This is a genomic window from Mucilaginibacter terrae, from assembly GCF_042679325.1.
GTDB classification, from domain to species: Bacteria; Bacteroidota; Bacteroidia; order Sphingobacteriales; family Sphingobacteriaceae; genus Mucilaginibacter; species Mucilaginibacter terrae.
Map to the genome: position 1 here is coordinate 1 of NZ_JBHTMJ010000012.1, position 25422 is coordinate 25422.

10 protein-coding genes are annotated in these 25422 nt (G+C 41.7%); 9 read left to right on the top strand and 1 reads right to left on the bottom strand.

All coding sequences use genetic code 11. The features are described 5' to 3' along the window. Nucleotides 1-144: 144 nt before the first annotated feature. Nucleotides 145-2418 carry a catalase/peroxidase HPI gene (gene katG / locus ACFQ3S_RS11950; protein ID WP_377164659.1) on the bottom strand — a complete coding sequence of 758 codons (2274 nt, stop codon included), beginning with the start codon at nucleotides 2416-2418 and terminating at the stop codon, nucleotides 145-147. A 741-nt stretch (nucleotides 2419-3159) separates the two neighbouring features. Here katG and ACFQ3S_RS11955 point away from each other — a divergent pair. The 9 genes from ACFQ3S_RS11955 (at nucleotide 3160) to ACFQ3S_RS11995 (ending at nucleotide 25363) form a co-directional block, all read left to right on the top strand. Then, nucleotides 3160-6249: a SusC/RagA family TonB-linked outer membrane protein gene (locus ACFQ3S_RS11955; protein ID WP_377164661.1), complete on the top strand. Its 3090-nt coding sequence runs from the start codon at nucleotides 3160-3162 to the stop codon at nucleotides 6247-6249. An 11-nt stretch (nucleotides 6250-6260) separates the two neighbouring features. Beyond that, nucleotides 6261-7730 (top strand): RagB/SusD family nutrient uptake outer membrane protein, encoded by a 1470-nt coding sequence (locus ACFQ3S_RS11960; RefSeq protein ID WP_377164663.1) that lies wholly within the window; start codon nucleotides 6261-6263, stop codon nucleotides 7728-7730. Between the two features lie 111 nt (nucleotides 7731-7841). After that, a complete protein-coding gene (locus ACFQ3S_RS11965) occupies nucleotides 7842-9749 on the top strand; it encodes a hypothetical protein (RefSeq protein ID WP_377164665.1) in 1908 nt (635 codons plus the stop codon). Nucleotides 9750-10239: 490 nt separating this feature from the next. Beyond that, the gene (locus ACFQ3S_RS11970; RefSeq protein WP_377164667.1) at nucleotides 10240-14283 is read left to right on the top strand and encodes a hybrid sensor histidine kinase/response regulator transcription factor; all 4044 of its coding nucleotides are present in this window, start codon (nucleotides 10240-10242) and stop codon (nucleotides 14281-14283) included. Nucleotides 14284-14519: 236 nt separating this feature from the next. Then, nucleotides 14520-15296 (top strand): polysaccharide lyase family 7 protein, encoded by a 777-nt coding sequence (locus ACFQ3S_RS11975; protein ID WP_377164669.1) that lies wholly within the window; start codon nucleotides 14520-14522, stop codon nucleotides 15294-15296. Nucleotides 15297-15560: 264 nt separating this feature from the next. Next, entirely contained in the window at nucleotides 15561-18803 is a 3243-nt protein-coding gene (locus ACFQ3S_RS11980) for a SusC/RagA family TonB-linked outer membrane protein (protein ID WP_377164671.1), read from the top strand. A 25-nt stretch (nucleotides 18804-18828) separates the two neighbouring features. Next, nucleotides 18829-20847, top strand: a complete 2019-nt coding sequence (locus ACFQ3S_RS11985) for a RagB/SusD family nutrient uptake outer membrane protein (protein ID WP_377164673.1) — start codon at nucleotides 18829-18831, stop codon at nucleotides 20845-20847. Further along, the gene (locus ACFQ3S_RS11990) at nucleotides 20837-22819 is read left to right on the top strand and encodes a heparinase II/III domain-containing protein (protein ID WP_377164675.1); all 1983 of its coding nucleotides are present in this window, start codon (nucleotides 20837-20839) and stop codon (nucleotides 22817-22819) included. The genes ACFQ3S_RS11985 and ACFQ3S_RS11990 overlap by 11 nt, the downstream gene beginning before the upstream one ends. 24 nt (nucleotides 22820-22843) lie before the next feature. Further along, nucleotides 22844-25363 carry a glycosyl hydrolase 115 family protein gene (locus ACFQ3S_RS11995; protein WP_377164677.1) on the top strand — a complete coding sequence of 840 codons (2520 nt, stop codon included), beginning with the start codon at nucleotides 22844-22846 and terminating at the stop codon, nucleotides 25361-25363. The last annotated feature ends 59 nt before the right edge of the window (nucleotides 25364-25422 follow it).

Here is a 25422-nt window from a genome sequence, read left to right on the forward strand (position 1 = left end):
GTGGTATACCGAGCTCTGATACAAAAAACTTAATTTTGTAAACTGTCTAACTTTTTGGGGTCACACCAATTTTTGATGAGACAGCCTCTTTTTTATATTAAAAACTCATTTATATTAAGCTATTAACAATTGCTGACAAACTGATTATAAGTCAAACCTATCCAGTTCCATCACTTTGCTCCAGGTAGCTACAAAGTCTTTTACAAATTTGCTTTGTGCATCTGAACTTGCATACACTTCGGCAATGGCCCTCAATTCGGAGTTGGAACCAAAAACCAGGTCGGCACGGGTGGCCGTCCATTTTACCTCACCGGTTGCACGGCTGCTGCCTTCGTAAAGTTCTATATCGCCGTTCACTGCTTTCCACGCGGTGCCCATGTCGAGCAGGTTCACAAAGAAATCGTTGGTAAGCTGACCCGTACGCGAGGTGAACACCCCATGTTTTGAACCATCAAAATTAGTATTCAATGCACGCAGCCCACCTATTAATACGGTTAATTCAGGGGCGGTTAGGGTAAGCAGTTGTGCCCTGTCAATTAACATATCTTCGGTAGATACCGGAGGCTGTGATTTACCGTAATTGCGGAAACCATCGGCAGCAGGTTCCAGGTACCCGAATGATTCTACATCGGTTTGCTCCTGCGAAGCATCCATACGGCCTGCCGTAAACGGAACAGCAATGGTATGGCCTGCATCTGCAGCAGCTTTTTCAACACCGGCAGCACCAGCTAAAACAATCAAATCTGCCAGCGATACCTTTTTACCGGCTAACTGTGTACTATTAAACTCGTGCGTAATACTTTCCAATACACCCAATACCTTTTGTAACTGTGCCGGGTTGTTTACTTGCCAGTCTTTTTGCGGAGCCAGGCGAATACGTGCACCATTAGCACCACCGCGTTTATCAGAACCGCGGAAGGTAGATGCCGAAGCCCATGCAGTAGAAACCAGTTCGGATACAGTTAAACCTGACGCTAATACTTTTTCTTTTAGCACTGCAATGTCGGCATCGTCTATTAATTGATGATTTACTGCTGGGATAGGATCTTGCCAAAGCAATTCTTCGGGTGGAACATCCGGGCCAAGGTAACGTGCTACGGGACCCATATCGCGATGAGTTAACTTATACCAGGCGCGGGCGAAGGCATCTGCAAAAGCATCAAAATCTTCTAAAAAGTGTCTCGATACTTTTTCGTAAGCCGGATCCATCCTCAGCGCAATATCGGTGGTGAGCATGGTTGGCAAATGCATTTTCTCATTATCGTAAGCATCAGGAATAATGGCCTCGGCATTTTTAGCAACCCATTGATGTGCACCTGCGGGGCTCTTAGTCAGCTCCCATTCAAAACCAAAGAGGTTTTCAAAATAATTATTGCTCCATTGCGTAGGAGTTTTGGTCCAGGTTACTTCCAAACCGCTGGTTATAGTATCGGCACCTTTACCCGAGCCGTAGCTATTGCTCCAGCCAAATCCCTGCAGTTCAATTTCGGATGCTTCCGGCTCTTTATCTACATGATCGGATGAGGCGGCACCGTGGGTTTTACCAAAGCTGTGGCCACCGGCTATCAAGGCCACTGTTTCTTCATCGTTCATAGCCATTCTACCAAATGTATCACGAATGTCTTTGGCAGACAATAGCGGATCTGGGTTACCGTCCGGTCCTTCTGGGTTTACGTAAATCAATCCCATTTGTACAGCAGCAAGTGGTTTTTCCAAATTGCGAGAATGGATTTCGCCATCGGCATCATCGTCTGATACTAATACCCCGTGGCCTTCCTGTACACCGGGAGAGCCTTTTGCATATCGAGCATCGCCACCCAGCCAGGTAGTTTCAGATCCCCAGTAAACAGATTCATCGGCTTCCCATACATCCGGGCGCCCACCGGCAAAACCAAATGTTTTAAAGCCCATTGATTCGAGCGCTATATTACCGCTAAGGATCATCAGATCGGCCCAGGAAATTTTGTTGCCGTATTTTTGTTTAATAGGCCAAAGCAGCCTGCGGGCCTTATCAAGGCTTACATTATCGGGCCAGCTGTTTAGTGGTGCAAAACGCTGCAACCCGGCACCTGCCCCTCCGCGTCCGTCGCCTACCCGATAAGTTCCTGCACTATGCCAGGCCAAGCGTATAAATAAGCCGCCGTAATGACCAAAATCTGCCGGCCACCAATCTTGCGAATCGGTCATAAGTGCATGGAGGTCCTGCTTTACTGCTTCCAGGTCAAGGCTTTTAAAAGCTTCGGCATAATTAAAATCTTTATCCATTGGGTTTGATAAAGAAGATTGCTGACGAAGGATATTCAATTTTAATTGGTTGGGCCACCAATCGGTATTACGAGTGCCGCCGCCACCAACATTATGTTTCATGCTGCCGTTAAAAAACGGGCATTGGCTAATATCATTTGATCCATTATCCATAATAAAATTTAATTGGTTAAATGATTGAATTATTTCTGATCATTGTTTAATGGCCTAAAATTATGGTATTAAAAACAACATTCCCAATCGATTAATTCTATATACAATAGCCTGAGTTTATATCCGCAAAATTTCATCATTAATATATTGATTATAATTTTTGCCGCACCATCCTTGTATAATGGCAGCAGCTACAATGCATTAGTTATTTATACGCTCCTTTTATATATAGAATTTGAATTTTTTAGGGCTGTAAAAAGCCGCTAAACTTAAAACCCCGATAAATTGTTAGTGTAATTTTTGAGCCGGAAATATATTTTGAACGATTTAAGACCCTATTTATTTATGATACGCACCCTTGGTTTACAACCTGCTTTCTGACATTTGAACAACCAATTTTTACTGATTACCGCTTGTTTGTTTCAATAAATATAATGCATACATAGCCGTGTGATCTGATGTGATCCTGTATCTAATTCAGCTTGTTTTAAGGTGATTTTTGAAAACAAAATCCATAGAGCTTATTTAATTGTTGCCGGGCTGGATGCAGGTTTTAAACAAAACTTGAAAGTTTATAATACCAAAACAGTAACTCAATATTATTAAACCAACTAACTAAAATATAATATGATAATGAAACTTACACCATGCCCGGCAATAATACAAGTGCGCAGGCTTGTAAAAAAGGTGTTAATAAAAGATATGTGGCCGCACCTTATGGCTATAAAATGCAAATTTATAATGGTATTAGTTTTTATGGCTTGCTCGTTGTATGCTAATAAAACCAACGCCAATACGCTTATAACAAATGCGTCGGTTAGGCTTTATTATCAACAAACAGAAACTATAATTAAAGGTAAAGTAACTGATGCAAAAGGTGAAGTATTACCTGGCGTAACTGTTAAGCTTACGGGGCCAACAACACAAACGCAAATAACCGATGTTAATGGTGCTTACACCTTTACCAAGGTACTTGCAGGTAATTATACATTAACATTTAGTTATATTGGTTTTGCTGCGCTTAGCAAATCCATAAGCGTTAGTAACGGTACCGAAAATTTGCAAAATGTAGTATTAACCGAAGAGAGCAACAAGCTAAACGAGGTGTTGGTAATTGGTTACGGTACGGTGCGTAAAAGCGACCTTACCGGTTCGGTAGCACGCGTATCGGCCGATGATGTGAACGCAACCCCCATAGTAGCGTTGGACAGGGCATTGCAGGGAAGGGTAAGCGGAGTTAACGTAACCACTAATTCGGGCAGGCCGGGTGGTGGTACCACCATACGTATAAGGGGTACCGGTTCGGTAACTTCCAGCAATAACCCCTTGTATGTGGTTGATGGTTTTCCGGTTACCGAAATTAACAGTATCAATCCTTCTGATATAGAAAGCATCGACATTTTGAAAGATGCTTCATCTACCGCTATATATGGCTCGCGTGGCAATAACGGCGTGGTAATAGTAACCACCAAACGTGGTAAAACCGGAAAAGTGCAGCTTGCTTACGATGGATATTACGGTACACAGAAAGCGATCCGTAAAATACCTTTACTAAACGGGCAGCAATTTGCCGAAATGGTGAACGAGGCCCGTGTTAACTCAGGAAGCGCCATATACTTCGACGGTTCTGCACCCGACAGGCCAGTACCTGCCAATGCGGGAGTAGGTACCAACTGGCAAAACGAGGTGTTACAAAATGCCCCGATACAAAATCACCAGTTAACTGCCAGCGGTGGTAGTGAAACTATGCATTATGCCATTTCGGGAGGTTACTATAACCAGGAAGGCATCATCAAAAGATCAGGCTTTAAGCGTTATTCGCTCAGGGCTAATGTGGATGGCACTATCAAACCTTGGTTAAAAACTGGTTTAAACCTGGTTACCTCCTATAGCACAGGTAACAACGCACGCACTGAAGTTGATGGAAACGCCGGTGGTGGTGTTATCAGCTCGGCTTTAAGTTATTCACCAACTTTTCCGGTTTACAATCCATCGGGCACTTACTATGTAAACCTGGGTGTGGTAAACGGTTTGCTGGTTGATAACCCTGTGGCGTTGGTGAACGAGTTGACCGACATTAACAAAAACATACGCATACTGGGTAACGCTTTCCTGGAGTTTAAAATAATGGAAGGACTAACGTTTAAAACTACTTTGGGCGGCGACGTGTCTACCTTGAAATCGAATAATTATGCCACACGCCTGTCGCAGCAGGGCTTATCCAGTAACGGGATAGCAGCGGTATCCAATAACGAGGTATTGAGCTGGTTGAACGAGAATACGCTGAGCTACATCAAAACTTTCAACAAAAAACATGCCTTTAACGCGGTTATAGGTTTTACAAGCCAGGCCTGGGAGCGTGAAAACGTAACAGCCAACGCACGTACCTTTAATACCGACTTTCCGCTTTATAACAATTTAGGCGCAGGGTCTGCTTTGGTAGCGCCCTCATCTGGAGCATCTGAAACCTCATTGCTATCGTACCTGGCAAGGGTAAATTACACATTCGATAACAAATATCTGTTCACGTTTTCGGGCCGGGCCGATGGCTCATCGCGTTTTGCGCCCAATAATAAGTATGGCTATTTCCCATCAGGAGCTTTTGCCTGGCGGGTAAGCGAAGAGACTTTTATGAAGAAGCAAAGCATTGTATCGGATGCTAAATTAAGGGCAAGCTACGGGTTAGGCGGTAACCAGGAAATAGGTGAGTATGTATATATTCCCTCATTAACCAATAACACTTATGTGTTAAATAATACCGTTTATACCGGCACTACCAATGGTTCGCTGCAAAACAACAATTTAAGCTGGGAAGAAAGCAAGCAATTTGATTTGGGTGTTGATGTGGGGTTTTTGAATAACAAACTGCGCTTTACGGTTGATTATTATTACAAAAAAACGTCGGACCTGCTATTTTCTGTTGGATTGCCAGCTATATCAGGCTACACATCGTCTACTCAAAATATTGGCAATATAGAAAACAGGGGTTTGGAGATAGAAGTGGTTGCCAATCTGGGTAATAAAACCTTTGGATGGGAATCGCAGCTTACCTATTCGTTAAACAGGAACAAGGTGCTGAAGCTCAATAACAATAATGAAATTTTTACCGGCTCCGATGTGCGTTTATACGGCTCGGCACTAAACCCTATCTTACTTAGGGTGGGCGATCCGTTAGGGCAGTTTTACGGAAGGGTATTTGATGGTATATTTCAAACCGGCGATAACATAACCGCATCGGCACAGCCAACAGCCAAACCCGGTGATGTACGTTATAAAGATATCAATGGCGATAACCAGATCAACGATGTTGACCGCGCGGTGATCGGCAATTCTAATCCGAAGTTCTTTGGAGGCTTTAACAACACCTTTACTTATAAGAATTTCGATTTGAATGTGTTTGTACAGGGATCTTATGGTAATGATATCTTAAACCTGTCGCGTTTCGATCTGTTTAGCTTAAACGGTGGTAACAACAACAGTGCCGAGGTGCTTAACCGCTGGACACCCACTAACCCCAGCAATACCATACCAAGGGCAAATTTACTTTCCGGTTCTCGCGTATTATCTTCCTTTCAAATTGAAGACGGCAGCTATCTGCGTTTCAAAAACGTGGCGTTGGGATACCGTTTTGGCGCGGATTTACTTAAATCGGCAGGCATAGGTTCGGTGCGGGTATATGTATCGGCACAAAACCTGTTCACTATTACCAACTACACCGGGTTCGATCCAGAGGTTAACCGCTTTGGCAACGGCTCTATCAGTCAGGGTGTAGATTATGGTACTTACCCTTCGGCTAAAACGTTTTTAGCCGGATTAAACTTAACTTTTTAAGCATTAAGCACATGAAAAAATTATTCATAATCATTATAGGTGTTATAGCACTGGGCAGCTGTAAAAAACTGGACCTGGCCCCCGAAAGCAACTTAACGGCAGCTACCTATTACAAAACCCCTGCCGACGCACAGGCTGCCATTGGCGCGTGTTACGGACAGATAACCACAATTTACGGCGCGTCAGACGGGTTTATGTTTATTGATCTGGCTACTACCGATGATGGTGTTCCGTTCCTGTCGGGTGTGGGCGATAGGGTACCGCTTTGGCAGTATAAAATAACGCCGTCTAACACTTTCATTAATATGTTCAGTAATTCGTATGCGGCCATTCAAAAATCCAACATCGTAATTGCACGTGTACCATTAATTGAAATGGATGCCAATTTAAAACAACAATATGTGGCTGAGGCTAAATACCTACGTGCGCTTCACTATTTTAACCTGCTAAGGTTATATGGCGGTGTGCCGGTGGTAACCGACGAATCGCTCAGCCTGGAAGGTTTAGACAAACCTAAAAATACCGTTGATGAAGTATATAATCAAATAGAGCAAGACCTGAAAGATGCCGAGGTATTACCGGTTACCTACGCCGCCGCCGATAAGGGCCGTGCCACAAGGGGTGCCGCTAAAGGGCTGCTGGCTAAGGTTTATTTAACCCGTGCGGGCACTACCGTAGGCTCACCTTATTGGGCATTGGCCGCTGCCAAAGCTAAAGAAGTAATAGATATTGGCACGACCGGTGTGTACGATTTATGGGCTAACTATGCCGATGCGTTTTCGCTGGCAAATAAGGGCGGTAAGGAATACGTTTTTGAGATACAATACAAAACCGATATTTTGGGCAACGGCCTGGGCCGTTTATATGGTGTGCGTTCGGCACCAATTTATATTGGTGGCGGTGCGGGTACCGCACGGGTTTCGGCTACGTTATACAATTCGTTTGTAACCGGCGATAGGCGTAGGGATGTCAATTTTTTAAGCTCGTACACTTTTGGGGGAACGGTTTTCCCGCTTTCGGTTACCGATGCCGACCCTACCAAAGCTGTGGCCTTTAATAAACTTTGGGACCAAACCGCTACCCTGGGTACCGGTAACGGCAAGAGCTTTCCATACATGCGTTACTCCGAAATTTTGCTCATTTACGCCGAAGCGTTGAACGAGGCTGGCAACGGCCCTAATGCCGAAGCTTATAATGCCTTTAAAAGGGTGCATGATAGGGCCGGGCTTACCACACCTGCTTTAGGTGTTTATAATTATCTCTCATTTAAACAGGCCGTTTGGCTCGAAAGAAGGCTGGAGTTCCCGTTTGAAATGCAGCGCAGGTTCGACCTGGTGAGAACAGGCCGATTGATAGACGCAGTAAAATCGGAAGTGGCATTTGGGCGTGCCCCCGAGATACAGCCGTACCATTACTTGTTGCCTATTCCGCAAGGTGTGCTTACAGCAAGCCCGGCATTGGTGCAAAATCCGGGTTATTAATTAACGTATAAACCGGGCATAAAATATCATAAAATTTATTGTCCGGTTTATGCATTTTGTTAGTAACCTTTTATTCAGAAACCTTTTTTATTAACCAATAAAACCAATAGTATGATGAGAAAATTAACAGCAACTGTATTAGTGGCGGCTTTTGCCCTGCTGATATCTTCCTGTAAAAAGAACCCTTTGGCCGAGGATATTAGCGCGGCAGAGGTAAACAACCAAAATTATGGCAAAACAACCATCGACAATGGCGTGCCGCAACACACTTTAGCGCTTCAATCTGCAGCCGATGTGTTGCAGGGGGCACTAAACGGCTCCCCTACTTTTTTCGGCACCCAAGCTATAGGCGTATCTTCCGCTATGGCCACATTGGCAGTAGATGTTGCAAATAATCCAAGTTCGCCATATCGTACATTATTATATGACGCTGTTAAGAAAACGATGAATGATCCTGCCAATCAATTTGTTGTAACAGGTAATGACAATCACCGGGAGGGCTACGGTGCTTATTTCGCTGTAGCATTAGCATGGAAATATGCTAATGCTAATGATTTTTCAGCGGCAGAGGAAGAGAAGATTATGCTTACCATGAAAGCTGCATTGGTAGCCGGTGCTTATGTAATGACCGATTATACATTTGATGGTAACCTCCGTCAAAATGAGCGGCTGGATATGCGGGGCAATGTTCTTTACACATCTCCTAATTATGCCGAAGGTTACGCAGGCAGCTTTTTGGCGGCTATGACAGTTATCGGTAAAAATAATGTTTATACATTTTTAAAAAATTATGACCATAGTGATTTTATAAGCAGCCTCAATACTGCCGGCTTAACCCGGATCGCTGATATTTTTTCTGCTACTTTTAATAAAACAGTAACCAGTGGACAAATAACAACAGTTTATGATGCCAGTACAGATGCTAAAAAAGAAACTTTAATAAAAAACTATGTGCGTTATATAGATGATAACGAAACTGATGGATTGCCTTTTTTTAAGACGGTTACCTTAACCAGTATTGTTACTGATCCTATATATCTTACATCAAAACTTAACACGGAATGCTTTAACAAAATTGCCAGAGAAGGCGACTATATTAATTCTCCAGGTATGGCTACAGAGTTTAATACTGTAGATAATGGCGGCAGCGTACGAGATGCGCTGTATTACTCTGCATCAGGAGTAGTTAATGATCTGTACAGCAGGTTTTTAGTAGAAAAATACGGCTATTGGTTAAGTTCAACTCAAACTATAAAAAAGGACTCTATCGACCAAAACTTGAAAGTGGGCTTTAGCGATATCATCTCAAAAGCATGGAACGGTTATATTACTTATAAAATAGGAAGTTATGAGCCCTACAACTCACTTGTACCCTACACAACAGGTTTAAGCTGGTGGCAGCGTGTTCATGACATAGCACATACGATGGGGGTGGCCAAAGAGTATTATTTAAATGACTCTTTTGAGGATTCAAATTATACTGCATATCCGGTATGGACTGCAAGCGGTACCTGGTCTTTTGCCTCGGTAACCTCTTTTACAGGCTATCAACCGCAAAATACAGCTCCCGAACCCGTTATAAAAACTTCGGCTACGGTTGTAAGTTCGAGGCTTATCAGTGCCTATAGCGGAACAAACTATGATGTAACCGTACAATGTAAGATCAATAGCTATGGAACCGGTAATATTCCACTGATTGGGTTAATAGGCCGATATGTAGATGCCAACAATTACTACTTGCTCCGTTATAACCAGGATAATAAAAGATGTGAGGTCACCAGATTTCAGGCAGGCGCAACAACTGTTTTAGCTTATTTAGAAATCCCTGAACTGACCACGAACACGCTTTATATTTTGAGGGCTTCTTTTAATGGCAACCAAATAAAGTTTTATATCAACGGCAGTCTTAAGGTCCAAGCAACCGATAGCCAATTTACAGCAGGTAAAATAGGTTTATTTGCCCGTTATACCGATGTTAGTTATGATGATGTATTTGTAAATAAGCCAACATTAAATTGATTAAGCTTTATATTTAAACAGATACTTTAGGTATAAGAGCATATAGCCGTTAAATATTTAATTAGCGAATTTGATAGGGCTGTTTGTTTAGATTTGGATACTATATTCGTACTTATCAAAAGGAGAGTAATTATTTGCTCTCCTTTTGATATTAATAATAAAAACAAAATATTAGCCACAATTTAAGGCGAAATAAGATTGATGTGCCTTTTATAAAAATGGAATATGTTTTTGACTAAAAATGCTGCACAAGGCGTTGTTAGTATCTGAATTTAAGAAACCAAAACTTATAGTAATATTTACAATACTACACTAAGTGTAAAACATTTTACTAATTTTAATAATTGAATAAAAGCCTTTTTGTTCAGTTATTATAAACCTGTTGTTAATGTTTAATTCGTGCAAAAAAGTTTTTAGCACTTGTGCCTTACTGTTATGTTTGCTTATTGGGCAGCAGTTGGCTTATTGCAGGGATGTGCCTATGCGCTTCATGCATTTTTCATTAAATGAAGGACTTTCACAAAGCCCTATATTTTCTATAAAACAGGATAAACAAGGTTTTATATGGATTGGTAGCCGAGATGGGCTTACCCGTTTCGACGGCTATGAGTTTAAAATTTATAAAAACTACAGCTTCGATAAAAAATCTACAAACCACCGAGACATTAATGCGATACATGAAGATGCTCATGGCAATATTTGGATAGGGGCTTCAAGCGGCTTGTATGTTTTTAATAAAAACAAGGAGCAATACAACCATATACCAGTTAATGGAGTTGGGTTTATTTCATGCTTTATGGCCTTACCCAATAACCGTTTGCTTATAGGTACCAACAGAGGTATCAAATTGTTAAATTGTGCTACAAGGCAAATAAAAAGTTATTCTTCATTTGTTACCGGTAATGTATATTCTTTGTTTCAGGAAAGATCGGGCAAAGTATGGGTAGGGCTTAATACAGGGGTAATTTGCTTAAATTCATCTTTAAAAAATAAAGAGGTGTTGCCTCCACAAATAAAAAACAATATCGAGCTTTTTAATGCTAAAGTAGTGGCCATTAAGCAAGACCTGGATGGCGATTTATGGTTTGGTACCGAAGATGCCGGATTATTCTGGTACAAGTATGCTACTAAAAACATCATCAATTTCACGCATAAATATCACACTTCAGCATCTTTGGCATCGGATTTTATACGCGATGTATATGTACATAATCAAGGGCAGATTTGGATTGCTACTCGAAACGGTTTGAGCATTTTCAATAAGCAAAGCCAAACTTTCACTAACCATCAGCACCATAGCGATGATCAAAAGAGTTTAAGCAATAATACGATCTGGAATATTATGAAGGATGCAGCAGGAAGCATCTGGCTTACTACTTATGCCGGCGGTTTAAATATATACAACCCCGCCAATGCCAATTTTATTAATATAGGTGAGCGGATAGGGGGGAGCATTGGCTTAAACCAGCCTGTTGTAAACGCCATAGTAAAAGATGAAAATGGAGGTTTGTGGGCAGGCACTGATGGTGGAGGGCTTAATTTTATAGATAATGCGCATCAAATGAGCAGTTATTTTTCTGTACAAGATTTGGCCCAGCGTAAAAACAGTAATATTATTAAAGCCTTGGCACCTAACGGCAAAGATAAGTTATGGGTAGGTACTCTTGATGGTTTAGCCAGTATTAATAAAAGTGGTGGAAAAATATCATATTTAAGTTTTGATGGGTTTAATGTTGGCTTAAAAAATACACGCATAAATGCTTTGCTTACTACACCTCAAGGCATTTGGGTTGCTGCCGATGTTGATGGCTTAAAATGGCTCAGTACCACTGGGCAAAAAAAGGAATTTTATGTTCATCAAAATAAAAATAGCATTAGCAGCAACCATACAAATGCTTTAATGCATGATGCCAACACCGGGATATGGATCGGTACAAATAATGGGCTTAACCATTATGATCTGAAAAAACAAAAATTTGATCATTATTTAAATGACCCTGCCCGTTATGGATATAACAGTAATGTAGTACTTTCCTTGTTTACAGATAGGTATAAACGTGTATGGGTAGGTACACGCGCTGGCCTGCAACTTTTTAATCCCCGAAACAAACAGGTTTATTTTATTACAGAACAGCATGGGCTTACTAATAATGTGATACAGGCTATAGCTGAAGATAAACAGGGTAACCTTTGGGTGAGCACTAATAACGGTCTATCCAAGATCAGTTTCCTACGTTACAACCCTGTGCTGAAACAGGTCGACTATAAAATATTCAATTATACTTCAACAGATGGTTTGGCAAGTAACCAATTTATGCCCAATGCCGTTTGCAGCAACAAAGATGGTGAATTGTTATTTGGTGGCGTTAACGGTATTACGGCATTTTATCCTGAGCATATAATTAAAAATACGCACCAGCCAAATGTTATAATTACCGAATTTATGATTCATAACCAGGTGATAAATATAAGTTCGCCTAAATCGCCTCTTAAACAACCTATCGAAAACACCCGTTCAATTACGCTTAAACATCATCAAAACTTTATATCGTTTAAGTTTTCGGCACTAAACTTTGTTAATACAAACAAAAACGTATATGCCTATAAATTACAGGGATTACGTTACAACAATACCTGGCATTACGTAAACCATCAGCGTTTAGCAAGTTATACAGGCCTGGCGCCCGGTACTTATACGTTTAGTGTAAAAGCTGCTAATAATGATGGGGTTTGGAATAACAATGGCGTAAGTGTAGATATTGAAATTTTACCGCCATTTTGGTTAACCTGGTGGGCGTATGTGTTATATACCTTATTATTTGTTGGTGTACTTTTCGCGGTTATACGTTTTTTCAGACGGCAGGCTCAGTTGGAAAGAGACCTTTATTATGAGCATTTGCAGTACGAGCGTCAGCAGGAACTACACCAGATGAAGCTTGATTTTTTTACAAATATATCACATGAGCTGCGAACACCCCTAACCCTACTATCGGGCCCGGTAGAAAAGCTGATTGCCGAAACCCAAAATAATGAATTGATAAATAAGCAATTATATAGCATTCAAAACAATACAAACCGACTTTTAAGGCTCATTAATGAGTTAATGGATTTTAGAAAGGCCGAATCGGGTAAAATTAAGTTACAAGTTAAAGCCTGGAAAGTTGCCGATTTTACCGAAACTGTTTGTCAAACCTTTAATCAGGTTGCCGATGCTAAGCACATCACTTACTCTTTTAATAACTTTGCTGGAGATACTGCTTTGTATTTTGATAGTTTACAAATGGAAAAAGTGTTTTTCAACCTTTTATCTAACGCGTTTAAATTTACGCATGAGGGTGGAGTGATAAATGTTGAAGTAAAGGATGAGGGTAGGGAAGTGGGCATTTACATAACCGATAATGGTCAGGGTATTCCATTCCATCATCAGGAAAAGCTGTTTACCAATTTTTATCAGGCCGGTGAACATCACCAACAAAATTCAGGATCGGGTGTAGGGCTGGCATTCTCAAAAAGCATTGTTGAGTTGCACCATGGTGCCATATCTTTTGAAAGTCTGCCTGAAGAACACGGTCGTAATGGAAGCACATGTTTTAAGGTTTCATTGTTAAAAGGAAGCAGCCATTTTGAACCAGATGAACTCGTGGTTGATGCCAATGAAATATATGAGCCATTTGAAACCGAAACCCGGTATTTACCTGAAACCGCAAGATTCCCCGATTTGGAAATTATTAATAATTCAGAAAGTAAATACACCGTTCTTATTGTAGAAGATAACAACGAGGTGCGCGAGTTTTTAGTAGAATCATTAAAAGAAACTTATACAGTACAGGGTTGTGAAAACGGGTCAACTGGTTTTATTACGGCCATAAATAGCATACCCGACTTGGTGATAAGCGATGTAATGATGCCCGAAATGGACGGCATGGAGTTATGCGGTAAGCTTAAAGCCGATGAGCGCACCAGCCACATACCAGTTATTTTATTAACTGCTCGTGCAACAACCATACACCAGGTAAGTGGGTTAACAACCGGAGCCGATGCTTACATAACCAAGCCCTTTAGTCTTCAGTTACTGAAATTAAACGTGCACAATTTGTTAGCAGCCCGCAAGGTAATGCAAAATAAATTTAGTCAGCAGGTAACACTACAGCCTAAGGATGTTGTAATTAATAACGTAGATGAAGCCTTTTTGTCTAAATTAATGAAGATTGTGGAAGATAAGATGGAGGATTCGGAATTTGATGTTATGGCCCTATCGGTCGAAATAGGTATGAGCCGCCCGGTTTTGTACCGCAAAATCAAAGGCCTTACCGATCTGTCTGTAGCCGATTTTTTAAAGGTTACCCGTCTTAAAAGAGCCGCAACTCTGCTGGTTCAAAATAAAATGGGTATAGCTGATATTGCTTTTTCGGTAGGTTTTAGTAACCGAAAACATTTTAGCAAAGAGTTTCGCAAACAATTTGGATGCGCGCCAACAGCCTACGCAGCCACTTATGAAAATACAGCTACAGCCTCTATGGTAACCCACATATAAATTAAACTCTCATTTAATGATAGTGGTTAATTAATAAAAATATTTTAATTGAACGTTAAGGGACCCCAAACACTGATTTTTAATGCCCCTGTTGCCTTGGTGGTATAGTTACTTTTGTATCGTAGCATCCGGTAATAAACCAAACCGTTCTCAGTACGGTAAACCAGCGGATGCCAATTCTGGCCTATTATCAGTATTAACCTTCAACATATCAATTATAAATTTTTTAACCAATTATGATGATGATGAATTATTTTAAAAAAAACACATTGCTAATATTATGCTGCGGCTTAATTTTAGCGGCAAGCTGTCAAAAAGGACAGGTTAAACCTCAAGAAGTTATTGATGAAGCCATTGGTAATCAAACATCGAAGGAAACATTGGCAAATGTACCTCAATATGGTACAGGTTGGGTACAAAAAACTTATACCTATGTATTACACAAGCCCTATAACTTAGATACCAATGCCCGCCATAGTTATAACGGCACTTTTGAGGAGCATACCTTTTGGATCTATAATACAGATAGTGCATTCCAGGCAGGCAGTAATACATCTCCACGTAGTGAAATGCGTATGAAGCATAATTCAACTAACCCAGGGTACGATTACTACACAGTTGGCAACCATCAGTTCGAAGCTGATATGAAAGTAGATTCGGGTAGTGCCAATCCTATAATTATGCAGGTATTTGGCACAGCTGTAGCAAACGACAAGCCTGCTTTCAACATAAAGGTATATCCGTATAATGGAGGAGAGCTACGGTTTTTTGACGGTAGGGTGCTTGCTACAAACATATATGGTACATGGGTACATATTAACGTTGTTCATGCTACCGCCGAACGTAAATTTCATGTTTTTATAAATGGTACAGAAGTGACTAATGGAAATGGTAAATATTACTTTGAAGATAAAGGTGCCGGTCAGCACTATTTTAAATGTGGTGTATATACCTCCCAATCTGCTATAAGCAAAGTAAAAATCAAACACATTAGGTACTATTACAAACCTTAATTAATTACGTATCGTGTTAATTTGTTGAAGGTTTAACAGGGGTATGTTTTCGTATCCCTGTTTTTTTGTGTTATACAAAGTTTGAATCATTGAAGCACATTTTATAGGTGATTTTGAACTATTACACACCCCATTTCTTTACTTTTCAACCCCTTGGTTTAATCTCTACTTCACATATTTGCAATAACCAATTATTAATGTCTTAACAAATACCGTTTGTTGACGCGTAAAAAAATTAACTCTAATTAATAACTCAAATTACAGATGAAGAAAATTTTACTTGTAGCTATGTACATGTGCATGGTAATGGGTTTGGGGTACGCCCAAAACCGGCAGGTAGCCGGCACTATTATCGATGCAGGTAATAAAGACCCGTTAGTTGGTGCCAACATTACTGTAAAAGGTACCAAACTGGGTACAACAACCGATGTTAGGGGCAACTTTAAGCTAACGTTAGTGCAAACACAAAAAATTGTGTTGGTAGTTACTTATTTAGGTTACACCACGCAAGAAGTAAGCGTTGAAAACAACCAGCCTCTAAACATAAACCTGCAACCCAATGCCACCGCGCTTGATGAGGTAGTGGCTATAGGTTATGCCAATGTTCAACGACGTGACCTAACCGGCTCAGTATCATCAATTAATGCTAAACAACTTAAAGATATTCCAATAAACTCTGCAGAGCAGGCTTTGGCCGGGCGTTTGGCTGGTGTGCAAATAGTAGCCTCTGAGGGATCGCCCAATGCCGAGGTAAAGATACGTGTGCGTGGAGGCGGCTCTATTACACAAGATAATTCACCGCTTTATATTATTGATGGAATACAGGTAGAAGACGGCCTTCTTTCGCTTTCGCCTCAAGACATTGAATCTATTGATGTTTTAAAGGATGCCTCATCTACATCTATTTACGGTTCGCGCGGTGCCAACGGGGTAATTATTGTTACAACCAAAGGAGGTAAAGAGGGTGCTACTACGGTAAATTACAACAATATATTCGGGATCAATAAGCTGTCTAAAAAACTGAAGGTAATGGATCCTTATAATTTTGTAGAGTATCAATATGAGCGCAGCCGTGGTAACGCAACCGATAGTACCACCTTTGCAACCCGCTATGGTAATGATTTTCCTGCGCTATCACGCTTTAAAAACGAAGAGGGTTTAGATTGGCAGGAGCGTATGCTGGGCCGCAATGCATTTATGCAAACACACAATGTAAGTATATCGGGCGGCACAAAAACCATTAAGTTTAACACCAGTTACTCGTTTAATAAACAGCAGGGTATTTTGGTAAATTCCGATTATCAGCGCCATGTGCTCAATTCCAAATTCGATCATAACGTTAGCAGCAAGTTTCGGGTAGCTGTAAATGTACGTTATACCGATATTACCTCAAACGGATCGGGTACGTCTGACCCAGAGGGTGCTTCTTTAAACACTTTGCGTAATATAGTAAAGTATCGTCCTATTGTGCCCGCTGCCTTATCTCCCGATGAAGAAGACGAAGATTATTTTGAAGAAACCAATGTAGGTAACGGCTTGGGTATTATTAACCCGGTAGTATTGCAAAACGCAAGGTACCGCCAGGGCAAAACTACCATTACCAACTACAATGGCTACGCAAATTATAATTTTACACCCGCTCTATCTTTACGCTCTACGATAGGATTCAACTTTAACAGTGCTGAAACCCGGGGTTTTAACGAGCCGGTTACTTTAGGGGCCGTTTCCAGTGCCAGTATCAGTACCCTTAAAACCAATACGCTAAATCAATCAAATGTTTTAACGTATGATAACAGTAAAGTTAAAACGGCTTTCAATAAAAAAAACAGTATTAATGTTCTTTTAGGACAGGAGATTTTTACATCGAGCAGGGAAGGTCTTCAAAATCAGTTTAGGGAGTTCCCGGCAGGTACCACTTCCGAAATCGCTTTTAATCAATTAAACCTGGGTGTATTGGCTGCCACTTTTCCCCGGGTCACTGTGTTAAGAGAAAAGTTGCTGTCTTTTTTTACAAGGGCCAATTATACTTATGATAACCGTTATTTGGCCACCTTTACCATGCGCGCCGATGCCTCTTCCAAATTTGCCGACGGTTATCGCTGGGGTTATTTTCCTTCCGGGTCTTTAGCCTGGCGGGTAACGGAAGAAAAATTTCTCAAAAATAAATTCGATGCCTTATCTAATTTAAAACTTCGCTTGAGCTATGGTACTTCGGGTAATAATCGTATTGCTCCGTATAGCTACCTAACCGTATTTCAGGCAACCGCTTTGTACCCGCTTAACGAAAACCTCACCAGCATAGGCTACGCGCCCGATAGGTTGGCCAATCCTACATTACAATGGGAAACCACGGTGGCCCGTAATATTGGGTTGGATTTAGGTTTGTTTAATGACCGTATCCAGGTTACTATGGATGCCTATCAAAACACCATAAACGATGCTTTAATTGCAGCGCCGGTGTCTGTTGTATCAGGCTATACCTCACAATTTCAAAATATTGGGGCTACAGAAAATAAAGGTTTAGAATTACAGATCAATGCTTCGATCATACAAAAGAAAAATTTTACCTGGAGCACTAATTTCAATATATCTACCAATAGCAATAAAATAAAAAAATTAGCCAGCGGACAAGAGTCTTATCTTCAAAACTCAGGCTGGGCCATTTCGGGTACCCCGGCAGATTTTATAGTGCAGGTAGGTAAGCCGGTAGGAAGTATATACGGCTATGTAAATGAAGGCTATTATACCCTAAACGACTTTGATTATAATGCCACTAATAACCGTTATACTTTAAAGGAGGGCATTCCAAACCCGGTTGGCCTTAGCGGTTTACCACAGCCGGGCAGCATCAGGTTTGCCGATGTGAACGGCGATGGGGTTTTAACTACTAATGATCGCAGTATAATTGGTAATGCCAATCCAGATTTTTACGGCGGCTTAAACCAGATGTTTACCTACAAAAACTTTGATGCCAGTGTTTTTGTGAATTTTCAGCTGGGTAACGATATTTTAAATGCTAACAAAATAGAATTTACCAACGGTTATGCACCTTCAACAAACATGATTGCCATAATGGAAAACAGGTGGCGTACGGTTGATGCCAATGGTGTTGTGCTGCAAAAGGTAGTTACTTCGGGTGGCACCTCCTATGTAGTTGGTGCGCCTCCTGAGCAAATTGCAGCTGCAAACGCAAATGCTAATATATGGATGCCTTTACGTGGTAGCACAAGTTATTATATCAGTTCATGGGCGGTTGAAAACGGTTCATTTTTGCGCATAAACAATATTACTTTGGGATACACATTTAGTAATACTTTAATTAAAAAGGCTAATATAAAGCGGCTGCGTTTATACGCCACTTTAAACAACTTGGCGGTTATTACTAAATACACCGGCTACGACCCCGAAGTAGATACGCGCCGTACGAGCCCGTTAACGCCAGGCGTTGATTATTCGGCGTATCCGCGCAGCCGCAATTACATATTCGGTTTAAATGTTTCTTTTTAATGTTCACTTGTTAATTCTAAAAGTCATGTTTAACATACAAATTTCAAAACATCATATATCCTTAAAAGTAGCTTTAATAATATGTTCAGGAGTTATACTTTTTTCTTCCTGCAAAAAATTTTTAAATGAAGAACCGGTAACCGGGTTTTCTCCAACGGTGGCCTTTAGCAACTCGGTTCAGGCGCGCAACACGGTATTGGGCGTTTATAACCAACTTGCCGGTGATTTTGGCTTTGGTAACCGGTTAAGTACTATGTATCCGTACGATACGGATGAGATGATAAGCGGTGCCAATATAAACACACCCGATAATGCCAGTCGCGATTTGGCCCGTTATGCAATAACTGCAGATAATTCAGTAATCAACACACCTTTTACTCAATTATATCGCGGTATAGACCGGGCAAACGTTTGTATTAAAAGCATACCGCTTATGGCTCAATACAATGGTGGTGGTGAGCAGGCCGAAGTTAGGCGCCTGCATGGCGAAGCATTAACGTTGAGGGCGATTTTTTTTACAGAACTTATTAAGCATTGGGGCGATGTACCAGCCCCGTTTGAACCATCGACCGATCGGGAAGATCAAAACCTGCCGAAAGTAGATCGCGATACCATTTATGATCGTTTATTAAAAGATTTGGAACTGGCTTCAACCCTGGTGCCATGGCGCGGAGATCCTGGAGTTACAGAGGATGAAAGAATAACCAAAGGGGCGGTGAAAGCCTTGCGCGCACGTATAGCTTTGTTTAGAGGTGGTTACTCGCTACGGCGCTCCAAGCAAATGGAGCGGCCGGCCAACTACAAGGATTTTTATGAAATAGCCCGTAAGGAATGTGCCGAAATTATGATGCGGCCAGATAAGCATACGCTAAACCCAAGCTTTCAGGCGGTATTTAAAGATAATATACTTGCCCATAAAATTGAGCCCAATGGCGAAGTGATGATGGAGGTAGCTATGGCCGGTATAAATGCCGCATCAGATAGCCGCCTGGGTGCCTGGAACGGCCCGCGCATTAATGGTAACGGTAACTTGCGCATATTTTTGTTGCCTACCTATTTTTATGCCTTTAACCAGTTAGATACCCGGCGCGATGTAACCGCCGCCCCATATTCAATAAGTGCTACCGGTTTCCGGGTAGGTGCTACCCTGGCTGCCATGCCCGATGGCAAGTTTAGAAGGGATTGGATCACACCGGCCATACCTATAAACGAGGGTGGTTCTTACTTTGGAGTTAACTGGCCTATCATTCGTTTTTCAGATGTATTGCTCATGTTTGCCGAAGCCCAGAACGAAATTGGCGGGCCTACTGCCGAAGCCATAAACGCTGTAAACACGGTTAGGCGCCGAAGTTGGGCACGAGGGGTTAAAACTATTACAATTACCAATGGCGGCGCGGGTTATACATCGGCACCAACCTTAACATTTACCGGTGGCGGCGGCAGCGGTGCCACAGCTGTAGCCACGGTAACAAGCGGCGTGGTAACGGCCATTAACATTATCGAAACCGGGAATAATTATACTGGCAACCCTACGGTTGTGTTTACCGGTGGAGGTGCCACGGCGGCGGCAACAGCCACAACAACCGTTTCTTCAGTTGCCGAAGCTGATTTAACCCCTGCACAAGTAGCTTCACCAGTAGCGTTTTTACAAGCCATACAAAATGAAAGGCTGCTGGAGTTTGGCAGCGAGGGCATACGTAAATACGATCTGATACGCTGGAACTTATTATATACAAAGATATTGGAAGCCCGCCAAAATCTTACCTTATTGGGGGCCAGGCTGGCACCTTACACTTATGTACCTCAATATGTATTTTTCAGAACCAACGCTATCGATCTGGTTGCGGCCAACAGTTATTATGCCCCATCACCGGCGGCTACAACCATAACAGGTTTTACCAGGCTTAATTGGGCGGTATCCATAGGCGCAACTTTAATTAATAAAGTAGCAGGCGATTTTGTACCCAATAAAAGTGAACTGTATCCCATACCGCAAACATCTTTAGAAAGTAACCGCAATTTAAAACAGGATTATGGGTATTAAAAAATCCTCACTAAATACATACAATTTCAGCATAGTTGCTTTTGCACTACTACTGATGTTGGCAATAGGTATGCCGGTGGCTTATGGTCAAACTACTCAGCGTAATGTATTACGATCATTAACCGAGGCTAAAATCCTTGCTACTTTACCGGCACCCGGTAAGTGGCACCCTTTTCCGCAAAAGCCGGAAGAATGGAAGCAGCAATACCCTGCTAATTTATTGCAACGGATGGTAAAAGACGGAGAAGCAGCCCTTAAAGAAGACTACCCGGTAGTTACTGCCACTATGAGCCTTGACTATGTACGTACGGGAGACAGTAAAGCCAGGTACGAAAAATTGTTTTTTAGAAAAAGGGAAATATTATGGACGCTTGCTTTAGCCGAATCCGTTGAAGGCAAGGGCCGTTTTACGGATAAGGTTATGGATGGTATATGGTCGGTTTGTGAGGAAACCTTTTGGGGCAGTACTTCTATTTTGCATATGCAAAAAGCTGGGACCGGTTTGCCCGATGCTGAAGAGCCGGTGGTTGACCTATACGCCGCTGAAACTGCTGCACAATTAGCCTGGATTGACTACTTTAACGGGGATGCCTTGGATAAAAACTCTAAAATGGTACGTAAACGGCTCAGGTACGAGGTAAACCGCAGGGTATTTACCCCCTTGCTTACGGCCCAGTATTTTTACATGACCAGTGCCAAGCCTAACAACTGGGCTCCCTGGATCATGTCTAACTATATAAATGCCCAGCTACTGCTCGAAACCGACGTTACCAAAAGGTCGAAAGCTATTAACTATGGCTTACGCCTAACCGATAAGTACATTAACGGCCTGGGTGCCGATGGTAGTGTGGATGAAGGCCCTGGTTACTGGTCGCAAGCGGTAGGTTGTGTTTATGATGAATTAAATTTGCTGTATGAGGCATCAAACGGAAAGCTGAATGTATTTAATGATCCTTACGTCCAAAAAATGGGTGTTTATATATACCGGATGCATATTGGTGGTCAAAATTATATCAACGTTGGCGATGCCGTACCACACAGCACGCCAAGCGCCCTGTTGCTATTTCGTTACGGCCAGTCTACGGGTGATAAAACTATGATGAATTTTGCAAGCTGGCTATATCATAAATATAATGATGCGCAAAAAGCACCATATATTAACAATTCGCGTAATTCACGTTCACGTAGCCTTTATAATATGGCTGCCATTAAAGCTTGCGAGGCATATCCGTTTAAAGAACCCCATATTGAGGATGCATGGGCATCCGACATTGAGATCATGTCGTCGCGGTCGGCAAATAATATGTTTGTAGCGGCATACGGCGGGCACAATGGCAAGAGCCATAACCACAATGATGTGGGCAATGTACTGGTTTATGCAGATGATGAACCGGTAATAATTGATCTGGGTCCGGGTGCTTATACGTCTAATACGTTTTCCGACAAAAGATATACACTGTGGTTCAATACATCTCCTTACCATAATATTCCTACTGTTAACGGCTTAGGTGAAGCAGCCGGGGCCAATTATGGGGCAACCAATGTAAAGTATGTAAAGGGCGATACCCAAAGTTCCATAACCATGAACCTTGCTAAAGCCTATCCTGTGGAAGCGGGTGTAAAAAGGTGGGACCGCACGGTCAGCATGGATAAAGTAAATGGGATAGCATCTGTAATTGACAATTACGAAGTTACTGCCCCGGTAAAAAGCATTACCCAAACTTTTATGACGGTTTGCACTACCGAAACCGGTACACCCGGCAAGGTTGTATTTAATATGCCGGGTAACAAAAAAGTAGTGATGGATTATGATGCGGCAATAAGTGAAGTTGTAAAAGAAAAAATGAACCTGGAATCCCCCGAAGCCAAAAAATTTAAGGAAACCTGGAAAGGTATGGATATATGGCGCATACTGCTGGTAAACAAAGCTAAGCTCCCCGCAGCCACAGTTGCCTATTCATTTCACAAGTAATATTTAGTTGTAACCAGGATAAAGATGTTTAAAAAGAGTAGCATATTAAGAGTGAAGATAATAGGTATAACGCTGTTTGTAGGGGTACGCATAGCTGCTGCCCAGGGTAATGCCGGTCAAATAGCTGTTAGTTATACTAAAATGCCGGGTGCATTTCCGTTATCATCGCCAGGAATAGGTGTAAAATTAATTACCGATAAGGCAGATGCCGAAGTGTTGCATATAGCTGCCAAATGCTTCAGCGAAGATTTACAACGGGTAACTGGTAAACCTGTTGATGCTTCAGCTGAAACTATAGGTGCAAGCCAATATGTGATTATTGCCGGAACTTTAGGTAAAAGTAAACTGACTGATGAATTGGCTGAAAAAAACCCAACAATAAAGGCGATAAGCGGAAAATGGGAAACCTTTCATATTGCTATCATCAATAATCCTTATAAAGGGGTAAAGCAGGCATTGGTAGTTGCCGGCAGCGACAGGCGCGGAACAGCATTCGGACTTTTTGAATTATCGCGCATGATTGGGGTACAGCCGTTTTATTGGTGGGCCGATATTAAGCCTGCACATCATGGCAGCTTATACCTTACTGCGGGCAAGCCTATACAACAAAGTCCCTCTGTACAATATCGCGGCATATTTTTGAATGATGAAGATTTTGGGCTGCAACCCTGGGCCGCAAATAATATGGATAAAGATGTAAAAGATATAGGGCCTAAAACCTACGCCCGTATTTTTGAACTGCTGCTCCGTTTAAAGGCTAATTATATATGGCCGGCCATGCATTCTTGTACAAAGGCCTTTTGGTATTACAAACAAAACCCCATAGTAGCCGAAAAGTACGCCATTGTTTTAGGTGCCAGCCATTGCGAGCCTATGCTCAGGAACAATGTATTTGAGTGGACCGAAAATTACGAGAACGAATATAAGACCGGGCCCGGGCACTGGCGCTACGACGAAAACAAAAACCAGATATTTACTTATTGGAACGACCGTGTAAAGGAATCAAAGGGCAATGATGCGGTTTACACCGTAGGTATGCGTGGTATTCATGATGGTAGTATGCCGGGGCCTCCCTCTATTGAGGCTAAAACAAAGCTGCTTGAAGAAGTGATCGCCGACCAACGCTCGATGTTAAAAAACGTGTTACCCACCACAGATCATACCGCCCCGCAAATTTTTTGCCCTTATAAAGAAGTGCTTGATATATATCAGGCAGGGTTAAACCTACCCGATGACATTACCATTGCCTGGGCTGATGACAATCATGGCTACATCCGTCAGTTATCCAGCCCCGATGAGCAAAAGCGCAGTGGCAAGAGCGGTATTTATTACCATCTGTCGTACTGGGGCAGTCCTGAAGATTACCTATGGTTATCATCTGTATCACCAGCTTTAATATCCCATGAAATGAGTAAAGCTTACCAATTTGGGGCTAATAAATTATGGGTGTTTAACGTAGGCGATATTAAACCGGCCGAGCTGGAAACACAATTTGCTATGGATTTGGCCTGGAATGTGAACCAATGGCCGCCGCAAAAAGCACAGCAATATTTAAAAAAATGGGCTTCCGAAACTTTCGGTCAGCAATTTGCAGGTGCAATAAGCCGCATCAAAGCAGAATACTACAGGCTGGCCGCATCGGCAAAGCCCGAACATTTGCATAAAATAAAATTTACTACAACAGAGGCTGATCAACGGCTTAAAGATTACGAGGCCATTGCCCTGCAGGCGGCTGCTATAAAAAAACGGATACCTGCAAATCTGCAAAACGCATACTTTGAACTGATCTATTATCCTGTTACAGGTGCTTACCTCATGAACAAAAAGTTTTTGTGCGCACGTAAAAGTATAGCACTGGCCAATACGGGGAATACGCAAGCACTATATTATGGCCAAATTGCAAAAGATGCCTATAAGCAGATACAAAATATTACAGTTACTTATAATAAAATGATTGCCGGCGGCAAGTGGAATGGAATGATGGATTGGCAACCCCGTAAGCAAGACGCGTTTATAATGCCTGAGGTAGCTACTAAGGCTATGTTAAAAACAGCAGTTGCTAAACCTGCCGCCAGCACAATGCCCAAAGCTAATGTACAACTTGATATAACTAAAAGTTATATAATTAAAAATACCGACAGTACAAAAATTACAATTGTACCTGGGTTGGGCATCAATGGAAATGGGTTAACGGTTTTGCCGTATGCCATAAAACAATACGCCGTAAGTGATATACAACAGGCCCCGTATGTAGAATATAAAATAAAGTTAGATGCGGGTAAGCATAATATATGGATAAAATGCCTGCCTACATTTCGTATATACAAAGGCCTAAATCTCCGTTACGCCATCTCGGTAAATAACAGTGATCCGCAAATTATCAATATTGGTACTGATGCAGATACACCTGTTTGGGCCGAAAATGTATTGCGGGGTTATGCTCAGGGCATGTCAACACACCAGATAATTAAAGATACCGAAAGTACTATCCGCATATATATGCCAGATGCAGGCTTGGTCATTAATCAAATCGAAGTTAATTAAAGCAATATCTCATGGCAAAAAATCACCAGCCTGGTAAATATATAAAACATTTAAAGCGG